Raw genomic sequence first — 18,935 nt, forward strand, 5'->3', positions numbered from 1 at the left:
CTTCAGTGGATAAATAGAGGCAACGCCCAAATCATGGCGATAATGATGATATCTTTGTACGATTCGTCTAGAAGCAGGGTCGATGCCAAAAAGAAGATGGCGGTGGACAACGTCAAAAAAATCAGGAGCGGAAGCCGCTTCTTCAATTTTTTCTTGAATTTATTTAGTTGTTTGTTGTCCATATACATTTATATAATTTAAATTTTATAAAAAAGGATTTTTGTAACATTTTTATTCGTTTGTAAAAGATGTTTTGTGTTTATCTTCACGTGCCGTTTTGCAAAAAAATTTGCGATTATTGCGATTTTCGCGTAATGCCGTCGCAGTCGAAAATTTTTGCCGAATACACGGACTTGCTGTGTAAGCAAATTGTAAGTTTTGAGGAGGCGAATCCGGGGCTTCTTGCTAATGCGAAAACGCTTTACCTGGGTGGGGGAACCCCTTCGGAATTGCCGGCGGAGTTCCTGCGCCAGGTTTTCGATTGCCTCGCTTCGGTTGGGCTCTATGTGTCCAAATTAAGCGAAGTTTCCATGGAATTTAACCCGGAATCGACTAGCCGCGAATCCGTGCGAAATGCGATGGAACTTGGCGTAAACCGCATCAGTCTTGGGCTCCAGACGTTTGATGCGAATTTGTTGAAATTGGTCGGGCGTTCGCATTCGGTAGAGGCGGGGCTAGATGCTTTAACCTTGCTGACCTCTACGCCGAACTTGCAGGTGAATGCGGACTTGATGTTCGATTTGCCGGGGCAGACTGTGGAGGGCTTTTTGGCCGATGTAGACCGCCTTTCGGATTTTCCGCTGAATCATGTCAGCTTTTACGGGTTGAACGTTTCGCCCCGTTCTAGGCTCGGTCACCGGGTCGATCGTGGGGAACTTACGGTCAACGAAGACCTGTACGAACCCATGTACTTGGGTGGTGTCGAAATCCTGGAACGCAAGGGCTTTGAACGCTACGAGGTATCGAACTTTGCAAGGCCCGGTTTTGAAAGCGCGCATAACCAGAATTACTGGAATCGCGGCGAATATGCGGGTTTTGGCCCTGGCGCCCATAGTTATTTGCGCTCTGTCCGCTATTATGCCCCCGAAATTTACCCCCGGTGGCGCGATTATGTTAAGTCGGGCTGCTCGGAATCGATGCTTTCGGTTGACCGGCTTGGGCGTGAAGACGAAATCATGGAACTTTTATGGCTCTCACTTCGCCAATCGAAGGGAATTTCGACTGAAGATCTCGAAAAAATGGGAATCGCTCTGGATAAATCAGTGTGCGAACGCTGGATTTCGAAGGGCTTTTTGAAACAATGTAATCTGTTAAATTTGTTACAAACTAAATCCAATTTAAGGCTTGATGGCCGTGGCTGGATTTTTATGGACGATATTGTTACAGATTTGGCGAATTCTTATTCCAACTTGGAATAATCCGCCTTGGAAATGCCTTGAGATTCCTGTCACAACGTAAATTTTTGTTGTCCGTTTTCTGAAAAAAAATCATATCTTTGGAGTATATGTTATGCAAAGTTTTCTTTGCGTAATTTGAGTCAATTGTAGAGGTCATAATGCAGTCTGTAAAAAATCATATTCTTTCGCTGATGATGTTCACGTTGCTTTGTCTTGCAGCGGGTGCTTTTGCGCTTGAATCGATTGATTGCATTGACTACAGTGGTAAGCCCGATGTGCGTTGCAAGTACTACCGCATCTGGGATAACCGTGGCGCCATTCTTTACGTGGTTCCGCCCGAAGCCGACCTTGTCAAGAAAAACGCCATCAAGGGAGCTTCGTTCTTTATCTACGCTCCGCAAGAAAAGGACTATGGCCGCGACACTTTGACTCTTGAACTTTCCGAAGATTCCTCTATCGTCAAGAACATGAAGGCTGTAAAAGCCGATGAAGATTCCGGTCTCGTGAAGTTGCGCGTCGGAAGCCGCTATAAACTCTACAACCTTATGCTCGGTACTGCCGAAGACGAAGCTGCGACGGACCCGATTGTGAGCTTGGTCTACAACTTCTACGTGCCGTACCTCAAGTACATTGTGAAGGGCGAAGAAGTGGCGGATGCATCCAAGCTCCAGTACGAAGTGGGCGATACCATGCATGTCGATGTCGAAGCGATTATTCCGATTGGCCCGGCCAAGGGCCGTGTCGATTCGACTCTGAAGAGGACTTTCTATTTCAAGGCTTTCGGTGAAAGCGAAAACCTCCAGTTCTTGAGCGATGGTGGAGTAAACCTGAAGCAAAGTGACAACACCATTCGCTTAAATATTGATAACGGCAAGGGCCAGTTCCTGGTAGTTGCAACCAAGGCTGTGACCGACGGCTCGACATTCAGTATGAACGCCTTCGACGACGGAAAGGATTCCGTAGGCGACACCAAGTTCATTCTGACGGATCCGTTCCCGGGCGAATACCAGTTCGTGAACCCCGATATGCCGACTCTCGATAACGCAGCCATTTACGATACCGATGGCGATGGTATTGGCGACAGCATTGCGACCTGGTTCGGCGGTAAGACCGATTCCATGGACGTGAAGGATTTCTTCTACAGCTGGCCGAGCGACAAGTCCCTTGAAAAGTACAGTGGCGATGTCAAGCAAGATGGCGATATCTTTGGACTGCCCGACGTCAAGGTTGAAATCCAGGGCGACGACGCGAAGGGTATCGTAAAGGCTTATGTGTGCTCGGTGGGTAATCGCTGCGACACGCTCACGACCGCTCTTGCCGATAGCATTGGCGCTGCCATTCAGACGGCCACCTTGGTCAAGGGCAATGACGGAACGGATACTTTGATCGTACGCTTCAACAAGGACATCGATCCGTCTTGGACGAGCGGTCGTGGATTGAAACTCAACGGCGAAGCAATCGATGTGGAGGCAATCTCAAAGAAGGGAACCCAGTGGGTCTTCACTGTGGAATCGGGCGTTGTGTCTGTGGGCGACATGCTCAAGATCGAAACCATCTGCAGTAACAAGGAATGCCCCGATGGAATCCTGACAGCCGCTGACGGTGTGCCGACCAGCAAGAACAACCAGGAAGTCCCGGTGCAGAATGCCGGCCGCATTTATGTAGACAACGACAAGAACGGTTTCTATGACCGCGACGGTGACGGCCGCATGGACTCTACCTCGCTGGGCTTTGAAACACCGATTACCGAAGAAGATCTCAAGAAGATGGATATCACCTTCTACTGGCTCGACAATGACGGTGAACTGGTCGCCATTCATCCGAATATTGCAGACCTTACCCTTTCAGAAGACGGCACGCTGCTGGGCTATGCTCTTGATCCTGAAGAATACGATATCAAGAAATTGTTGACAGGAATTGACAAGTCCTATTCGAAGGGCGGAAAGACCGAATACGGCTACGCCTCGATTACTAACAAGGTTTCTGTTGAAGGCAAGGAATCTGAAGAAGAAATGATGTACGGAATGAACGACTACATGGCTCCGGTCATTTCGTCGACGTTCCTGTATCCGGAATCCTTCCAGATGATGGAACCGGATAAATTCAAGATTAGTTTCTCTGAAACCATGGACAAGAATGCTGTCGATCTTACTGACGACTGCCTCGCTTTCTATGTCGATGGTTCTTGGGTGCATTACAGCCTTAAGTCTTCGGAATGGAGTGAAAATGGCCGTGAATTGATTCTGTACATGGAAGCCGGCGAAGATCTTGCAAGCCGCATGAATCCTGCTGACTCCGTGCGCTTCGATAACTTCACGAGCGGCCTTGTCGACAAGAGCGGTAACAAGGTTTCTGAACTTGCTCCGACTGTCATGGTGGAAGGCGATCCGCGCGTGATTATGAAGACGAATTCGTTTGCGGACTTGAACAAGGCTGAAGAACTCAGTGATCGCGTGAAGCCGTTCACGATTGAACATGTGAAGGATGCCAAGGAAGCCTCTGATCAGTCTTCGCTGGGAGTGCTCATGGATATCGGTTATTCGACCATTATGGGTAAAGATGACAAGGGCCTGGTTGTGCCGAATATGGAAGATATCGGACTCCATTGGGAACTCTATGTGTATACGAATATTGGCAACTACGTTGGAGGCGCTTCGGGCAGCATTGCTTGCGATGATTCGTTCTTCGACGGCAACTGCCTTGAAAATCCGGACAAGCTCTATGTTCGCTGGAACATGCGTGCCGACAATGGCCGCAAGGTGGGCGCCGGTATCTATCTTGCAAAATTCAGAGTAAAGGTTTACGGAGCAAAGGAAGACTTTAAGGTTGAAAGAATCTTTAGATGGGGTATCTCTTCCAAGAGGGCTAAATAAGGATTTTTTCCGAGGGTAAGAACATGAGAAACACTGCCAAATATTTTTCGTTAGTTTTATTGTCTGCGGCGGCAAGCTACGCTGCAGGCGTAGATTACCCTACTCCGGAAAACCCGGCAACGGGTATTTGGATTCAGCAGATTGGCGATATCGTGCCGCATGCTGCTACCAAGGCCACGCTGTACTATACCAAGTACGAACAGAGCGACCGCGTCAAGAGCATTAGCTACCAGTACAATGGTGCGGGTTACTTGCTCATGAAACCCTCGGACAAGAAGACTCTTTGTACCGAAGGCGATGGCATGGAAGGTGCCGATGGTATTGTTCACCATCCGGATGGCGACCTGTTGGTGGCCGGTCAGGGCGAACGTATTTTCAAGGTGAGTAAGACCGCCAAGGAAAATGGCGGTGCATGTCGTGTCGCAAGGGCTACTCCTGCGACGCGTAAGGGCGGTTTCTGGCATTTGATGATGGACCCGAAGGGAGATAACCTTTGGGCTGCCGGTATTCCGGGTTATCTGTACCGTTTTTCGACGAAAACCGATCCTCAAAACCACAACTTTGCAACGACTGGTTATCAGGTTGAATTGAGACCCAAGGGACCGAAGCATACCTCTGAAGAAGACAAGAAACTGGCAACCGTGATTTGGGACGGCGATGGTACGGCCTTCTTTACGCGTTCGGACTATTTCGGTGGCGGCTGCGAAGCGGGCGGCGGATATAGGGCCTGTACGGAACAGGAACGCAAGAATAAGAATAACCTCAAGGATTCGTATTTCGGCGTGTTTACCGATACGACTTGGGTGACTGTGACCAATGCGAACCGCGGTACTTATGGCGGTAACGTTGGTGATAAGGTCATTGCTTCTGTCGGCACCAAGGTTTTGATTGACTCCTTGGAAGGTGCTCATGGTGGCGCCTACGATACTTATTCCAAGACGATCTTTGTGTTCGGCGGTTCTCGCATTGTGCAGATCCAGCCTTATCGCGAAGGTGGCGAAGTCAAGGCGAAAGTCGTTGCAACGATTGACCTTCGTGAATATTTCTTTGAAGAATCGAAGGCGAATTTGAGCGGCCCGAGAACCAGTGGCGTGGGCTGGCGTTTGGACCAGGGTACCACGGATGGTTACGGTCACCTTTTTGTGGCATCCAATACGGGTCACATGATTTTTGTGGATTATGCCGCAAACCCCAAGAAGCTGATTAACGACAACGTCTTGATTCACGTGCAGTGGATTGACAACTACCTTGACGACTTGGCTCCGCTTTCGGGTGTGGGCGTGATTCGTGAAGGCGGTAACACGGGTGGCGATGAAGAATTTTCGAGCAGCTCGCAGAGCAGTTCTTCGCTGGTGGAATACCATGAATCTTCTAGCAGCGTAAAGTCTAGCAGCTCGAATAACGGCTCTAGCTCCGGCAACAACGGCAATTCCAGCAGCGGTACCAATTTGAGCTCTGCAGGCAATGGCAATAGCTCCGGTGGCGATGCTTCTAGCTCTGGCAGCAATGACGGAAGTTCTAATAGTAACAGCGGAAGCTCTAACAGCAATGGCGGAAGCTCCAATAGCGATGGCTCTAGCTCTAACAGCAACGGAGGCAGCTCCGGTAATGATAATGGTAGCAGTGGTAACGATGGCACCAGCAGCGCTGGCGATTCTAACCTGAGCTCTGGCGGAAACGGTGGCCACTCTAGCAGCAACAGCAATGGCAACGGTTCTAGCAGCAGCGAACAGGGCAATGGCGAGGATGTGGGCGACAAGTCCTCTTCGAGCCGCGCTATCGGAACCGGTGAAGACGAAGGTGACGGATCCAGTTCTTCGAGAGTGTATTTCGGTGCCGAAGACTACGATGAAGATCCGGGCGATGGCTTCGATGAATATCCGTCTGCCGATGACTTTGAAAAGGGTGATTCCCTTGTTTCTAAGACCGTGGTGCTTGTTCCCACGGATCCCGATCCGAGCAACCCGAAGGTGGTGGCAATCAATGGTAACCATTACCTGCTGACGAATGATCCCAAGGGCATTCCGATGGACTTGCACTATAATTCCGGCCTGGATTCTGCCAAGGTGGGCGATGTCGTTGCCATTACCTTGGATAAGGATAAGGTTAAGGAATATTTCGGCTCTCCGGATTCTCTCCGCATTGTTTCGAAGACAGGCGTGAAGCTGGTTGATCCGACGGACGGTTCCAAGAACGAATCCCTGGTTGTGAACGCCGACGGCTCCGTGACGATTTTCGTGACGGCAGACGAAGTGGTTCAGGGCGGCTCGATCAAGGTGTATGGTGGCAACGAAATGGTCATCATCGACAACATCAACTTCTTCGATCCGATTCCGGATACCCGCGTCGGCTATATCAAGGATACCGATGGCGATATGGCTTTGGACTATGTGGAAATTTTGCTGGACGACACCTTGTCGCAGACTTACTACTTGGATGGTGTGAAGCTTGTGATTGGTAAGGATACGCTTGATTGCGTGGATCCGAAGCTGAATTCTGCTCGCGACCGTATTCTGGTGGATGTCTCTAGCCTCGTGCTTCCGTCTGTCGGCGAATTCCCGAAGGATGCCAAGGCCTTGGTAACCTATGGCGACAAGGCTAGCGATGGCGCGACCTATGTGCGTGAAACCTCCATTGTGGAAGTGGGTAGCAATGTCATTAAGGATGCCTACGCTATTCGCAATGTAAACGGTCTCGATTCCCTGTTCTTGCAGTATAACATTGACCTGTTCCCGGTAGATATCGGTACGCCCGAAATGCTGGTCATGATCAAGCAGAGTGCCGAACGCTATGGCTTCGATGTGGACCAGATCAAGAAGGTCTACATGCCTGCCAAGGATATCGTGATTCTGGTTGGCAAGAACTTCAAGTTGAAGGGTAGTGACAAGGATAGCGTGTCGCTGTATCCGGGCGCCACTTTCACGAACTTGCCGTACATTACCTCTGACGAATACGAACGTGAAGTTCCTGTCCAGGTGGTTGACAGATTCCCAATGGTTCAGAACGTGGAATACTGGGATACCGATGGCGATGGCGTTCTCGACCAGGTTGTGGCCGTATTCGACAAGAAGTTGACGAAGGATGACCTTGACGAATCGCTCTACATGAGCTTCCCGTGGTACAGCTATCGTGGAATGATGATCCAGTTGCAGGCCCAGCCTGAAAACATGAAGATCGACCCGAAGGATTCGACTCGCGTTATCTGGGATGTTATCTCGACAACAAGGCTTGCCTCTGGCGTCACGAGCATCTCTGATAAGCTGCCGCAGGCAACGGTCTATACTTACTACAAGATCTTTGGTGAAACCTTCGTGAACGAAGACGTTGCACCGCTGGTTGACAAGATGGCTCCGGTTGTGGCAAGCGCGACGCTCAGCTACGGCAAGAAGGCCGATACGCTTGAAATCAAGTTCTCGGAACCGATTCGCACGAAGAACCTGAAGGGTAAGGATTTCTTCTCTTATATTCATGGCGAAGAAACGATCGAGCTGAATCCGACGAGGATCGATTGGTCTCCGGATGGCCTGACTGCAAAGCTCGTCTTTAACGGAAGCGACGGAACGATCATGCCGGGTGACTCCATTGTGGTTCACAAGGGCCTTAAGGATGCAATCAAGGACAACTACGGTAACATCGCTGGTGAAAACCCGCAGGCTGTTGTTATCGGTGGTCTCCTGAACCACTTGGTTGAAACAACGCAGATGGGTACGTTCGACATCAATGATGATACCCCGAAGGAAGATTCTGACGGCAAGAGCTACACGTTGCAGACGGTTAGCTCTGTGAATCTGCGCTACGTGCCGGGGTCGACCACCAAGGAAGACATGGAAAAAGAAGGTGCCCTTGGACAGTTGGTGCAGTTGGGCGAACGCTTTGTGCCGCAGCTCTTGGACCGCGCCCAGGTATCTGCCGACGGTACGTATGATCCGTCCGTGCTTGATTCCTTGAAGCCCGAAGACGTGTACATCTCGTTCATCGTGAACTACTTCGATCACTTGGGTCAGTACGTGAACGACACCATTATCACGGTGCCTTGCGAAAGCCCGAAGTTCGGCGGTAACTGCCTTGAAACCGACAAGAAGGTTTTTGTGAACTGGAACTTCAAGGATAACAAGGGACGCTTTGTCGGAACGGGCGTGTACACTGTGCAGTTCAAGATGGTCGTCCGCTACGAAGACAAGAAGATTGTCGAAGAGATCAAGGACAAGTGGGGCGTCCGCCGCAAGAAACACAAGAAGTAGGGGCGGCTGCGCCGCAGTTAATAGTACTCGGTTACGAGTTCTGAGCAAAAAAATGAAAAGTGATCGCCTTTGGCGGTCGCTTTTTGTATAAGCATAAAAGAAAACGTCTGAATTATCTTCAGACGTTAAATGGTTTTAGATTGTTGCCCGAATGTGGAAAAGGAGTCCAGGGGGCGGAGCCCCATGCGTCATAGGCAGCGATTAATTATTTATTAATCGCTGCGAGGAACGCGTCCTTCTTGTCTTGCAAGAATTCCTTGCTGTTGTATTTGCGGATACGGCGGAGAGCCTGGTCTCGCAACTGACGGACACGTTCGTGGGAAATGTTCATGGATTCGCCCACTTCACGAAGCGTCTGCGGAGCTTCCTGGTTGATGCCGAAGATGCCGGTAATCACCTTGGCTTCGCGTTCCGGAAGCTGTTCCATGAGGTCGCGGGCCAAAGCTTCGACGCTCTGGATTTCGGATTCGTTTTCCGGGTTCGTGGCGGTGCCGTCAGGCAACACTTCGGCGTAGGTCGCCTTGGAGTCTGCCTTGAGCGGGCTGTCGAACGAAACGCCACGCTGACCGATCTGGATAAGTTCGCGGATTTCTTCGTTGATTTCCTTACCGCGGCTCTGTTCGTGCAAAGCCTTACGCACGCGGAGGTGCTGGTTGGCCGGCAAGCGAATCAGGTTGCCCTGTTCGTTAATGGCGCGGGTAATGTAAGCCTTAATCCACCACACGCCGTAACTAATGAACTTAAGACCACGAGTATGTTCAAAGGATTCGATAGCACGTACAAGACCCATAGCGCCTTCGCTCACCAAGTCCGGCAGCGGAATCGGGCAACCACGGTATTGAATAGCGACTTTCAAAACGAAACGCATGTTGGCAGAAATAAGCTTCTTACGGGCGATCTTGTCGCCTTCTTTAGCTTTCTGGAACAGAATCTGCTCTTCTTCACGGGAGAGGGGAGCGGTGCGTCTAATATCTTCGAGGTAACGTTTTAGAGTAGTATCAGTAGAATCAATATGCATTTTATAACCTTACATCCTTAATATCGTATTTTTTTAAGCAAGATGCGTGCCAAAAGTGTAAAAAATTTGCAAAGTGTATCAAATTTCCCTTAAATTGTCACACTTTCGTGAATCTTGTCTCTAAAAATAGAAAAATTGTCTTTATATTTCAACTATTGTCATAAATTTATGACAATTACTGCGCTGGGCCGGAAATGCCCGCAAACATGGCGTTTGCGAATTTGTTTTCAATATTTTCGTATATTTTACACGCTATGTCTATTAAAGAACCTGATCAGTCTGTCTGGAACAGATTTTGGCAACAGAAGAACGATATGGACAAGGTTTATCCTTCGTCCCCGTCTGTGTTGAATACGATTAAGAAGAATTTTAGGCTCGAAGGCCTCAAGGTTTTGGAAGTGGGTGCCGGTACCGGTCGCGACAGTGCTGAACTGGCCCGCCTGGGTGCTGACGTCTACGTGCTCGATTACGCTGAGAATAGTTTGAAGATTGTGGATGCCATTCGTGCCAAGGACAACCTTTACGACAATTTGAAGTTGGTCCGTGGCGATGCGTTCAAGGCTCCGTTCCCGGATTGCACTTTTGACCTGGTGTTCCATCAGGGCTTGGCCGAGCATTTTAAGGATTCGCTCCCGCTGATCAAGGAAAACTACCGCATCTTAAAGCATGGTGGCCATTGCCTGTGCGACGTGCCGCAGACCATTCACCCGTACACTGTAATCAAGCATATCCTGATTGCGATGGACAAGTGGTTTGCCGGTTGGGAAAAACAGTTCACCATGCCGCAGCTCAAGAAGCTCATGACCGATGCGGGCTTTGAATGCGTTTATGATTATGGCGACTGGATGCGTCCGAACCTGTTCTACCGCATTGTGCGCGAAGTGGGCTTTAAGGTGGGCGTGGAACTGCCGAAGTATCCGCTGCAGGGGACTGCTTACCAGAAGATGAAGGATGCTCTTCTGGATGCGCTCGAAAACAATTCGCTTATGCACTACACGCAGTTGTGCATTGGAGTCTTGGGCAAGAAGCCCTAGCCGATGAACATCCTTGTAGTCAATTACCGCGACCGGATGCACCCTGCTGCAGGGGGCGCCGAAAAGCACCTTCACCGTATTTTTTCGCAGATTGCAGAAGCGGGGCACAAGGTTGTGCTCCTTACGACGGCGTTCGCCGGCTGCAAGGCCCGCGAAACGGTCGACGGAATCGAGGTGATTCGCAAGGGCGGTGATTTATTGTTCCAGCTTACGACGGCGATGAACATCCGTAAGCTGGACCGTGAATTCAATTTCGATGTGGTGGTCGAGGACTTGAACAAGCTTCCGCTGTTTACGCCGTTCTTGACCAAGAAACCCGTGGTGGTGCAGATGCACCACTTGTGGCGCGGCTCCATTTTCCATGAGGCGTCGTTCCCGATTGCCTTTATGGTGTGGGCGTTCGAGCGCGTTATTCCGTGGTTCTACCGCAAGCAGCCGTTTGTGGTGGTGAGCCCGAGTACCAAGTACGAACTTGAAGAAATTGGAATTGCCGAAGATCGCATCTCGGTGATTTATAATGGATCTGACGAAGCCCATGAGGCTTCTGATGTGGATCCGTCGCAGGTCGAGAAATCTGAAGAAGTGCCGAGTACGCCGTACTTCTTGTGGCTTTCGCGCGTGCACCGCTACAAGGGAATTTGGACGGCGCTTGAAGCGTTCGAAGAATTTGCCGAGAACCATCCGGATGTGAAACTCGTGGTGGCGGGTGATGGTCCGCTCCTGAAAAAGATTCCGGCATGGCTTAAGGAACGCGGGTTTACGGAACGTGTTGATCTTTTGGGATTTGTATCGCCGTCGAAAAAGCGTGCCCTGCTGCGAAATGCGGTGGCGCTCTTGCAGACGAGCTTCAAGGAAGGCTGGGGGCTTACTGTTGTAGAAGCTGCAAGACTTGGAACGACGACGATTGCAAGCGATGTGCCGGGACTCCGCGATAGCGTTAGGAACGGCGAAACGGGACTCTTGTTCCCGGTGGGGGATTTTCATACTTGCGCGTCCGAAATGGACAGGCTTTATAGCGACGACGATTTGCGCACGAGACTTTCGGCGGCGGCAAAAAGCTATGCGGGCGAGTTCCGCTGGGACATTGCTGCTGAGAAGACGCTTGATCTTTTGCAGGACGCCGTTATAGAGCGACAAGTGGGGGGAGGAAATGAGTAAAATGAATGGCCGACTCAAGTCGGCGTTGATTTTTTGTTTGAAGTTGGTCGTGACGGCGGTTCCGGCTTACTTTGTGTACCGCAACATTGTGATGGCTCCGGACTGGAGCGTCGATGACTTGTATACGCTGTTCAGTACGCATAGCATTTGGCCTTTGTTTGTTGCGCTTTTGTGCCTTGGCCTTTCGAATTTTACAGCATGCTTGCAGTGGAAACTTTTGCTTGAAAAGCAGAACGTGAAGCTTGGTTACGGGCACTTGCTCAAGCTCTATTACGTGGGACTTTTCTTCAATAACTTTATGCCGGGCAATGTGGGTGGCGATGCCAAGAAGGTTTACGATATCCGCATGCAGGGTGGCCAGGATTCCGTAGGCGCTGGGCTTACGGCGACTTTCTTTGACCGCCTTTATGGGCTGTTCTTTATTACGCTGTTTGCGCTTGCCATGGGCTTGTTGTTCTTTATGCACGATGAAGCTCAACGCTCGTTCATGTGGCCCTCGGTCTGGATTTTCCTGGGGTTCTGTGCACTGTTTGCCGCCCTTTGCAGCCGTAGGCTCGGGCGCTTGTTGTGCAAGGTGCTTACGAAGATTTTCCCGAAAAAGATTAACGAACGTCTGATTCACATGTTTGAACGATTCCAACACTTTCGTTCGGCGAAACTCTTGGTGTCGATCAACTTGCTTTCGGCAGTGACTCAGGGACTTCGAATTCTGGTGCATTATTTTTGCGGAATCGCGGTCGGCGTTGACCTTTCGATTTCGTGGTACTTTTACTACATCCCGTTGGTCGCGATCGTGAGTGCGCTCCCGATTTCGATTGGCGGCTTTGGCCCGCGTGAACTTCTGGCGCAGTCGCTTTTTGCACGTGCTGGAGTGCCGGGGCTTGAATCGGTGGTGATTCAGTTGCTCGCTTACTTTGTGAGCTTGTTGCTGAGCCTGTTCGGCGCATTCGTATTTTTGCTTGGCGGAACGCCTGCGACAAATACGCCTGCTAAGACTACGGGCGAGCCGAAATAATTCGACGGCGCAGGCCTTGAACAGACGTTGGGGCGTGCGACGGTTTTTAGATAGCGGTGGCGATTTACATGTACTTCGCCCCAATCCATACGAGGCGTTATGGACGCCGAAGAAATCCTGAAAGGGTTGAATTCTGATCAGCGTGCAGCGGTGCTGCATGACCATGAGCAAGGTGCGCAACTTTTGATTTTGGCGGGGGCCGGCTCGGGCAAGACATCCGTCTTGACCAAGCGAATCCAGTATAGGATTCTTTGCGGTGTAGAGCCCGAAAAAATCTTGGCGCTGACTTTCACCGCAAAGGCCGCCGCCGAAATGCGGGAACGCGTGCAGAAGCTTTTCCCGAATGCGGGCGTGCGACTGTGTACGTTCCATTCGCTTGCGCTATATATGCTCAAGTGCATGATTCCATGCGGTGAAGGCGTGGGCGGCGAGTGTCCTGCCTATGAGCTCTTGGGCTTCAAGAAAATGCCGGTGCCGACAGAATCGTCGGAACGCGAATTTTCGCAGGCGCTTTCGAAGCTCAAGTTGAAAGTCAAAGTGTCGCGGGAGAACTTGTTTTCGGATTGCTACGGCGCGGCGGTTTCGGCAAAGTTGCAACCGCTTCGCGAAACGGTGCTTGAATCGGGCCAAGTCGTATTCGAAGACCTTATCTATTCGGCGATTCAATTGCTTGAAACCAACGAGGCGGCGCGGGATTACTTTCGCGGGCAATGGAAAGAAATTCTGGTCGACGAATACCAGGATATAAACCCTTCGCAGTACCGTTTGGTGAAGGGCTTGCTCGGCGAACGAAAACAACTGTTTGTCGTGGGCGATGACGACCAGGCCATTTACGGATTCCGTGGTGCCGACATCGGAAACATCGAGCGTTTTTGCGAAGATTTCAAGGAATCGACTCTGATTCGGTTGGAATGGAATTACCGCTCGGTGCCGAACGTGTTGTACCTGGCGAATGGCATTTTCAAGAACAAGCCGATTCACTTACGTAAAATGCTTCGTGCCGGTAACTTGAACGGTTCCGGCGGAAACCCGCTCTATAAGGAAAACCGCAAGCCCGAAATCTGGGTGTCCGACAACCCTGTCGAAGAAATCCAGAAGATTGTCGTTTCGATTAAGGAACTTCGCGAGGACTATGACCTTGCCTGGAAAAACTTCGCAATCCTCGTTCGCTATAACCGCCAGCGCCTTTATTATGAGCAGGCCTTTCGGGATTACAATATTCCGATTGCTGGTGATGTGGTGACAGATGCGGGTGAGTCGGATTCTAAAGGGGGCGCAGAGGCTTCGCCCGAGGTGACGGTTGAAGACGGCGTGCATGTCGAGACGGTCCATGCCTCCAAGGGACTCCAGTATGCGGTGGTGTATTATGCGGGTCTATGCGAAAAACTCACGCCCGGGGAATGCACCGGTGACCGCCAGGCACGAAAACGCCAGCTAGATGAGGAACGAAGGCTTTATTACGTCGGGGTGACCCGTGCCGAGGCGTACCTGATTTTGTTATATTGCAAACGTAGATTCTGGAAAGGCAAACTGCGAAAGTTTAGGCGTTCAAGGTTCTTGCCTTCTGAAACTGGCCAGAGTCGAAATATGGATTTGAGTATGCCTGTAATTTTGTTTAAAGTCTATGTCGTTGTCGCAGTGCTGGGGTATATGCTGATGTATATTCTAGCGTTACCGTATTTAAAGCTGCGCTACGGAAAAAATTTTGACGCATGGCTTGAACACAAAATCCAGGATTTCTCGAGATTCTGCATGAAGGTGCTTCGTGTGGATTTGACGATCGAAGACCAGGCTCAGCTCGGTAAAGTCGATTGGAGTCGCCCGGTATTCGTGGTGGGTAATCATAATTCCTTTGCAGATATTCCGATTGTATTTTTGGCTCTCCAGAAGACGGTCGGTTTTGTGGCGAAGAAATCGCTCGGCCGCATTCCGTTCTTGAATTTTTGGATGTACAAGATCGGTTGCGTTTTAGTGAACCGTGAAAAGGGCGGAGCCGCCAAGGCCGTGCGCAAGGCTGTTGCCGAAAGAGGCAGTTCCGTTCGCATCTTTATTTTCCCCGAAGGCACGCGCAGTAAGACGGGTGCTCTTGGAACGTTCAAGAGTGGCGTGTTCCGTTTTGCCTGCGAAAACGATGCCCTTATGCTCCCGCTTGTAATCAAGGGCTCGGGCCCGGTGTGGGAACGCCGTAAGGATACCAAGCGCTGCAAAGTGAACGTGAAGGTGCTTGCGCCGATTGACGTGCTGCAGTGCCGTAAGGAAAGCGAAAAGTTTGACCCGAAGGTTCACATGCTCCCCATGGTCCACAAGATGATGGAGGATGCCCTGTGATAGGCGTGTTCGATTCGGGCTTTGGTGGACTTACCATTCTCAGAAACCTGCAGAAGGCGCTCCCGCAGTACGACTACCTTTACCTGGGCGATAACGCCCGCGCTCCTTATGGCTCGCGTACGTTCGAAACGATTTTCCGCTATACATTGCAGGCTGTTCGCGAACTGTTCAGCCGTGGCTGCCCCTTGGTGATTCTCGCTTGCAATACGGCATCGGCCAAGGCGCTCCGGAGTATTCAGCAAGATGTGCTGCCATATGAGTTCCCGGACAAACGCGTGCTCGGCATTGTGCGACCCACCGCCGAAGAAATCGGCAAGTTCAGCAAGTCGGGCCATATCGGAATTTTCGGGACGGCGGGTACGGTTTCGTCGGGCAGTTACCTGATTGAAATCAACCATTTTTACCCCGAGCTTAAGGTGACGCAGCATGCCTGCCCCATGTGGGTGCCTCTGGTCGAATACGGCGAAAGGGAATCCGAAGGGGCCCGATTCTTTGTCAAGAAGGACGTGGACGCCTTGCTCGCCCAAGACCCGGATATCGATACGGTCTTGCTCGCCTGTACCCATTACCCGCTCCTGGAGGGGGCAATCCGTGCCGCACTCCCCGAAAACGTGAAGCTGGTGTTTCAGGGTGACATTGTTTCCGAGAAGACGGTGGACTACCTGAAGCGTCATCCGGAGATGGATGCCCGCCTTACAAAAAATGGAAAAACCCGGTTCTTGACGACCGATACCGCGAAATTCTTCGAAAAAGGGGCGTCGCTCTTTGGAATGACCAGTTTTTCGGCAGAGTCAGTTACCTTTTAGCTTATAAATTTGTATCTTGCGTATTGAAAAGGGCAACGGACTACCATAAGTAGTCCGATTGTAAGATTTATATAAAAAGGGGACCCCGGACCAAAAATTCGGGGTTCCCAAAGTTTAACCTAACTAGAGTGGATGACAAATGCCTAAAACACAGATCAATCTCGAAGGTTGGCAGGATTACCGCGGCAACGCTGCCGGTAGCTTGCTCTACGTCGAAACCAGCCACCAGTCCGAAATGCCGGTCCGTGACCAGCTGAACGAAAACGGTAAGGGTTTCCTTTATGAACCCAACTACGAAACCAGCACCTATGGTCTGATGAGCTGCTATAACGTGAAGGCGATTAATGCAATCCTCAAGGCAAAGAGCCGCTACATTCTGTTCGGCACCCGTTACGAAGGCCTGAGCGATTCCGAACTCCGCAACAAGTACCTGATTATGGGTTACATGCGCATCGACAAGATCAAGGACGTGCGTACCCGCCACATCCAGCGCTACATGGCTAACCCGGAACTTGAAGAACCGGAATGCATGCAGATGGAACACAACTGGGCTGTTTATGGCCCGATGCGCTTTGTGTCCATGAACGACGCCTTTGTGGTGACCGACGAAATCCTCAAGGAATGGGGCTACAAGGGCCACGCTAGCCGTCAGCTCAAGGCCGTGTTCAAGAAGGAACATCTGGAACAGATTCTTGCTTACCTTGATTCCAAGGACGACATGATCGACGAATACATCGCGACGGTCGACGAATACAAGGAAGCTCTCGAAGAAGGCTAATTGAGTTGCTGAAGCAACAAAAAAAAGCGGGCTAAAGCCCGCTTTTTTTTTATGTGTGATGTGAGATGTGAAATGGATAATTAAACATTTCTCATTTCACATTCCACATTGTTCATTATTTCTTGATGGCCTTTACGGTCGAGGACTTGGTCTTTACGAGGTACATGCCCTGACGGAGGTCGAGGCGCAGCGTGCCGTCGGCGTTCAGAGCCTGGCCCTTGAGGCCGCTCCACACGAGATTGCCGTTCAGGTCGAAGACTTTCGCCGGGGCGAAGCGGTCATTGACGGCGAACTTCGGAGCCTTCGTGATACCGGCCGAGGTGCAGCCCGTAGCCATAATCTTTGCAATGTAGATTCCGGTTGCGTCGCTGTTGAAGTGCAGGGCGGTAGAGCCGTTGTCGCCTTCCTTTTCGAGATCAACGGTGGTTTCGCTCCACTTGCCTGCGGCGGCGGTGCGGCCGTACTGGTAGTCGACCCAGCTGCCACCGTTTGCGGCACCCACGTTCACGTAGGCGTTGGAATTGTCCTGGCTGCGCATGGTGATCACCAGTTCAGAGCAGTTAGCCAGTGCGGCGGCACCTTCTTCGCTGATGTTCACGAGCTGGCTCTTGTAACCGCAATCGGCCTGTTCGCAACCGGCGAGCGGAACGTTTACATAACCGGTAATGCCATCGAGTTCGCCGGCTTCGTAGGTGACGGCGCCGAGGTTGTCGCTCATGGCCTGCCAGGTGGAAACGTCGGTGGTCTTGGAGTAGTCGAGAATGACGACATCTGCAGACGGGGTGATGACCGGTTCAGAGTAGTTCGGGTCGGTCGTTTCGTCTTGGCAGACGGCGACGGTCGGGGCGGCAGCGGTCTTGGTGAGAACAAGCGTCGTCACCGAGCGTGCGGGGAGCATGTAGCAGCTAGCGAGCGTGATGTTCTTGCTCTTGAAGCCGTTTTCCTTGGACTGTACTGCGGTTGCGACATTCATGTTGCTGATTGCCGGAGCGTCAAGCTGAATGGCGGTCTTGCCAGTGTTGATGATGATCACGGAAACGGAGTCGCCGGAGGGGCTTGCGAAAGCGACTGTCTTGAGGTCGTTTTCGGCGGTGGTGGCAGAGATGGCCTTCCAGCCCGGATTCACGAACTTGGAGTAATGACGCATGGCGTGGTATTCAGGGCCAATGACGATTTCGTCTTTTTTGCAGCTGCCCCAGCCTTCGGTGCAAACGCCGATAAGCTGGCCGCGGCCTTCGCCCCAGAAGAGCTGCCAGGCGATGTAGCCACCGAGCTGACCGTCGGTAAAGCCGACCTGCATAATGTGGGCGAGACCCACCATGTCTTCTTCGCGAGTCTTGTCGAGCATGTTGCAGAACTCGGTCATGATAATCGGCTTGCCTTTGCCGCCGTAAGTGGTACCGATAGCCTTCATGGCCTTGCGGTAGTTTTCGGGAGCGAGGTAGTTGTTGCCGGAGTTGTCGTTGCCGTCACCGGCGTGATACAGGTGGTAGGCGTAGCCGTCCAGCTTGTTGTCGTCGAGTTCCTTGGCGTACTTTTCGAAGTTGCTGTAGCCAATACCGAGCGGCTCGGGGCCCAAAATTTTGGTAGTGCCCTTCACGGCGTCATAGACTGCATTCAAAGCTTCTTTGTAGCCGGCCGCTGTGTCTGTTTCGGTGGGGTCGAACAGGGTTTCTTCGTAGTCGGCATTCATGTCCGGTTCGTTCTGAAGGCTGATGTAGTCCGGTGTGATACCCGCAGCCTTGTAGGTTTCGAGGCTTTTTTTCCACCAGGCGGCAAAGTCACTGTAGGCGTAAGCACCATAGGCGTCGCCACTGACTTTTTTCAGGGAGTTGTCGGCCGAACTTGAACCATCCTTACCGTTCACGCTGCCGCTCGGCTTGAGGTTGCCCGGTGCAGACCAGCTGGACATTTCGATCTTCACGTGGTTGCCGAGGCGCTGCTTGGCTGCCTGCACGATGGCGATGTCGTCTTGGCTTACCTTGGCGGTATCGGCCTGGAGCCAGTTGCCCACGCGCAAAAGAGAAAGGTTCAAGCCAGTGAAGGCGGTGTCAAAAAGGGCTTCCTTGTTTTTGTCGGCAAGTGCCGTAATCCAGCTCTGGTAATAAACGGAAGCGCCGCCGAAACCGACAATTTCTTGCTTGGTTGCGGTCGGGTCGACGGTGATACTTGCTGCAGAAGCGATTGTGGCTGCCGCGAGGGCTGCAGTAGAAAGTTTTTTCATCATAACACAACTCCAAATTTTGGTTGAAGATAGCTTTATTTTTCGGTTCTGTTTACCCTAGAA

12 protein-coding genes are annotated in these 18,935 nt (G+C 51.3%); 9 read left to right on the top strand and 3 right to left on the bottom strand.

The window, feature by feature from the left end; translation table 11 throughout:
• Positions 1–2: 2 nt before the first annotated feature.
• Positions 3–182: a hypothetical protein gene (locus B7989_RS03440; protein WP_144264955.1), complete on the bottom strand. Its 180-nt coding sequence runs from the start codon at positions 180–182 to the stop codon at positions 3–5.
• A 66-nt stretch (positions 183–248) separates the two neighbouring features.
• Here B7989_RS03440 and hemW point away from each other — a divergent pair, with 66 nt between their 5' ends.
• The 3 genes from hemW (at position 249) to B7989_RS03455 (ending at position 8,511) form a co-directional block, all read left to right on the top strand.
• Positions 249–1,418: a radical SAM family heme chaperone HemW gene (gene hemW / locus B7989_RS03445; protein ID WP_088627195.1), complete on the top strand. Its 1,170-nt coding sequence runs from the start codon at positions 249–251 to the stop codon at positions 1,416–1,418.
• Positions 1,419–1,555: 137 nt separating this feature from the next.
• Positions 1,556–4,270, top strand: a complete 2,715-nt coding sequence (locus B7989_RS03450) for a hypothetical protein (RefSeq protein WP_088627196.1) — start codon at positions 1,556–1,558, stop codon at positions 4,268–4,270.
• 23 nt (positions 4,271–4,293) lie between these two features.
• Positions 4,294–8,511 carry a hypothetical protein gene (locus B7989_RS03455; RefSeq protein ID WP_144264956.1) on the top strand — a complete coding sequence of 1,406 codons (4,218 nt, stop codon included), beginning with the start codon at positions 4,294–4,296 and terminating at the stop codon, positions 8,509–8,511.
• A gap of 205 nt (positions 8,512–8,716) precedes the next feature.
• Here the strand turns inward: B7989_RS03455 and B7989_RS03460 are convergent, their stop codons facing one another.
• Positions 8,717–9,529 carry an RNA polymerase sigma factor RpoD/SigA gene (locus B7989_RS03460; RefSeq protein ID WP_072800257.1) on the bottom strand — a complete coding sequence of 271 codons (813 nt, stop codon included), beginning with the start codon at positions 9,527–9,529 and terminating at the stop codon, positions 8,717–8,719.
• 254 nt (positions 9,530–9,783) lie between these two features.
• On the opposite strand from B7989_RS03460, the gene B7989_RS03465 reads away from it, so the two are divergent.
• From B7989_RS03465 to B7989_RS03490, 6 genes are all read left to right on the top strand, one after another.
• The gene (locus B7989_RS03465) at positions 9,784–10,563 is read left to right on the top strand and encodes a class I SAM-dependent methyltransferase (protein ID WP_088627198.1); all 780 of its coding nucleotides are present in this window, start codon (positions 9,784–9,786) and stop codon (positions 10,561–10,563) included.
• 3 nt (positions 10,564–10,566) lie between these two features.
• Positions 10,567–11,721 (top strand): glycosyltransferase family 4 protein, encoded by a 1,155-nt coding sequence (locus B7989_RS03470; protein WP_088627199.1) that lies wholly within the window; start codon positions 10,567–10,569, stop codon positions 11,719–11,721.
• Positions 11,714–12,736 (top strand): lysylphosphatidylglycerol synthase transmembrane domain-containing protein, encoded by a 1,023-nt coding sequence (locus B7989_RS03475; protein WP_088627200.1) that lies wholly within the window; start codon positions 11,714–11,716, stop codon positions 12,734–12,736. Before B7989_RS03470 ends, B7989_RS03475 begins: the two co-directional genes overlap by 8 nt.
• A gap of 99 nt (positions 12,737–12,835) precedes the next feature.
• On the top strand, positions 12,836–15,064 hold the full coding sequence (locus tag B7989_RS03480; protein WP_088627201.1) for a UvrD-helicase domain-containing protein: 2,229 nt from the start codon (positions 12,836–12,838) through the stop codon (positions 15,062–15,064).
• A complete protein-coding gene (murI, locus tag B7989_RS03485; protein ID WP_088627202.1) occupies positions 15,061–15,870 on the top strand; it encodes a glutamate racemase in 810 nt (269 codons plus the stop codon). The genes B7989_RS03480 and murI overlap by 4 nt, the downstream gene beginning before the upstream one ends.
• A gap of 139 nt (positions 15,871–16,009) precedes the next feature.
• Positions 16,010–16,648, top strand: a complete 639-nt coding sequence (locus tag B7989_RS03490; RefSeq protein ID WP_088627203.1) for a hypothetical protein — start codon at positions 16,010–16,012, stop codon at positions 16,646–16,648.
• Positions 16,649–16,763: 115 nt separating this feature from the next.
• Here the strand turns inward: B7989_RS03490 and B7989_RS03495 are convergent, their stop codons facing one another.
• Positions 16,764–18,875, bottom strand: a complete 2,112-nt coding sequence (locus B7989_RS03495; RefSeq protein ID WP_088627204.1) for a glycoside hydrolase family 30 beta sandwich domain-containing protein — start codon at positions 18,873–18,875, stop codon at positions 16,764–16,766.
• Positions 18,876–18,935: the final 60 nt, after the last annotated feature.

The sequence above is a fragment of the Fibrobacter sp. UWB5 genome, assembly GCF_002210295.1.
In the GTDB taxonomy this organism is placed as follows: Bacteria; Fibrobacterota; Fibrobacteria; order Fibrobacterales; family Fibrobacteraceae; genus Fibrobacter.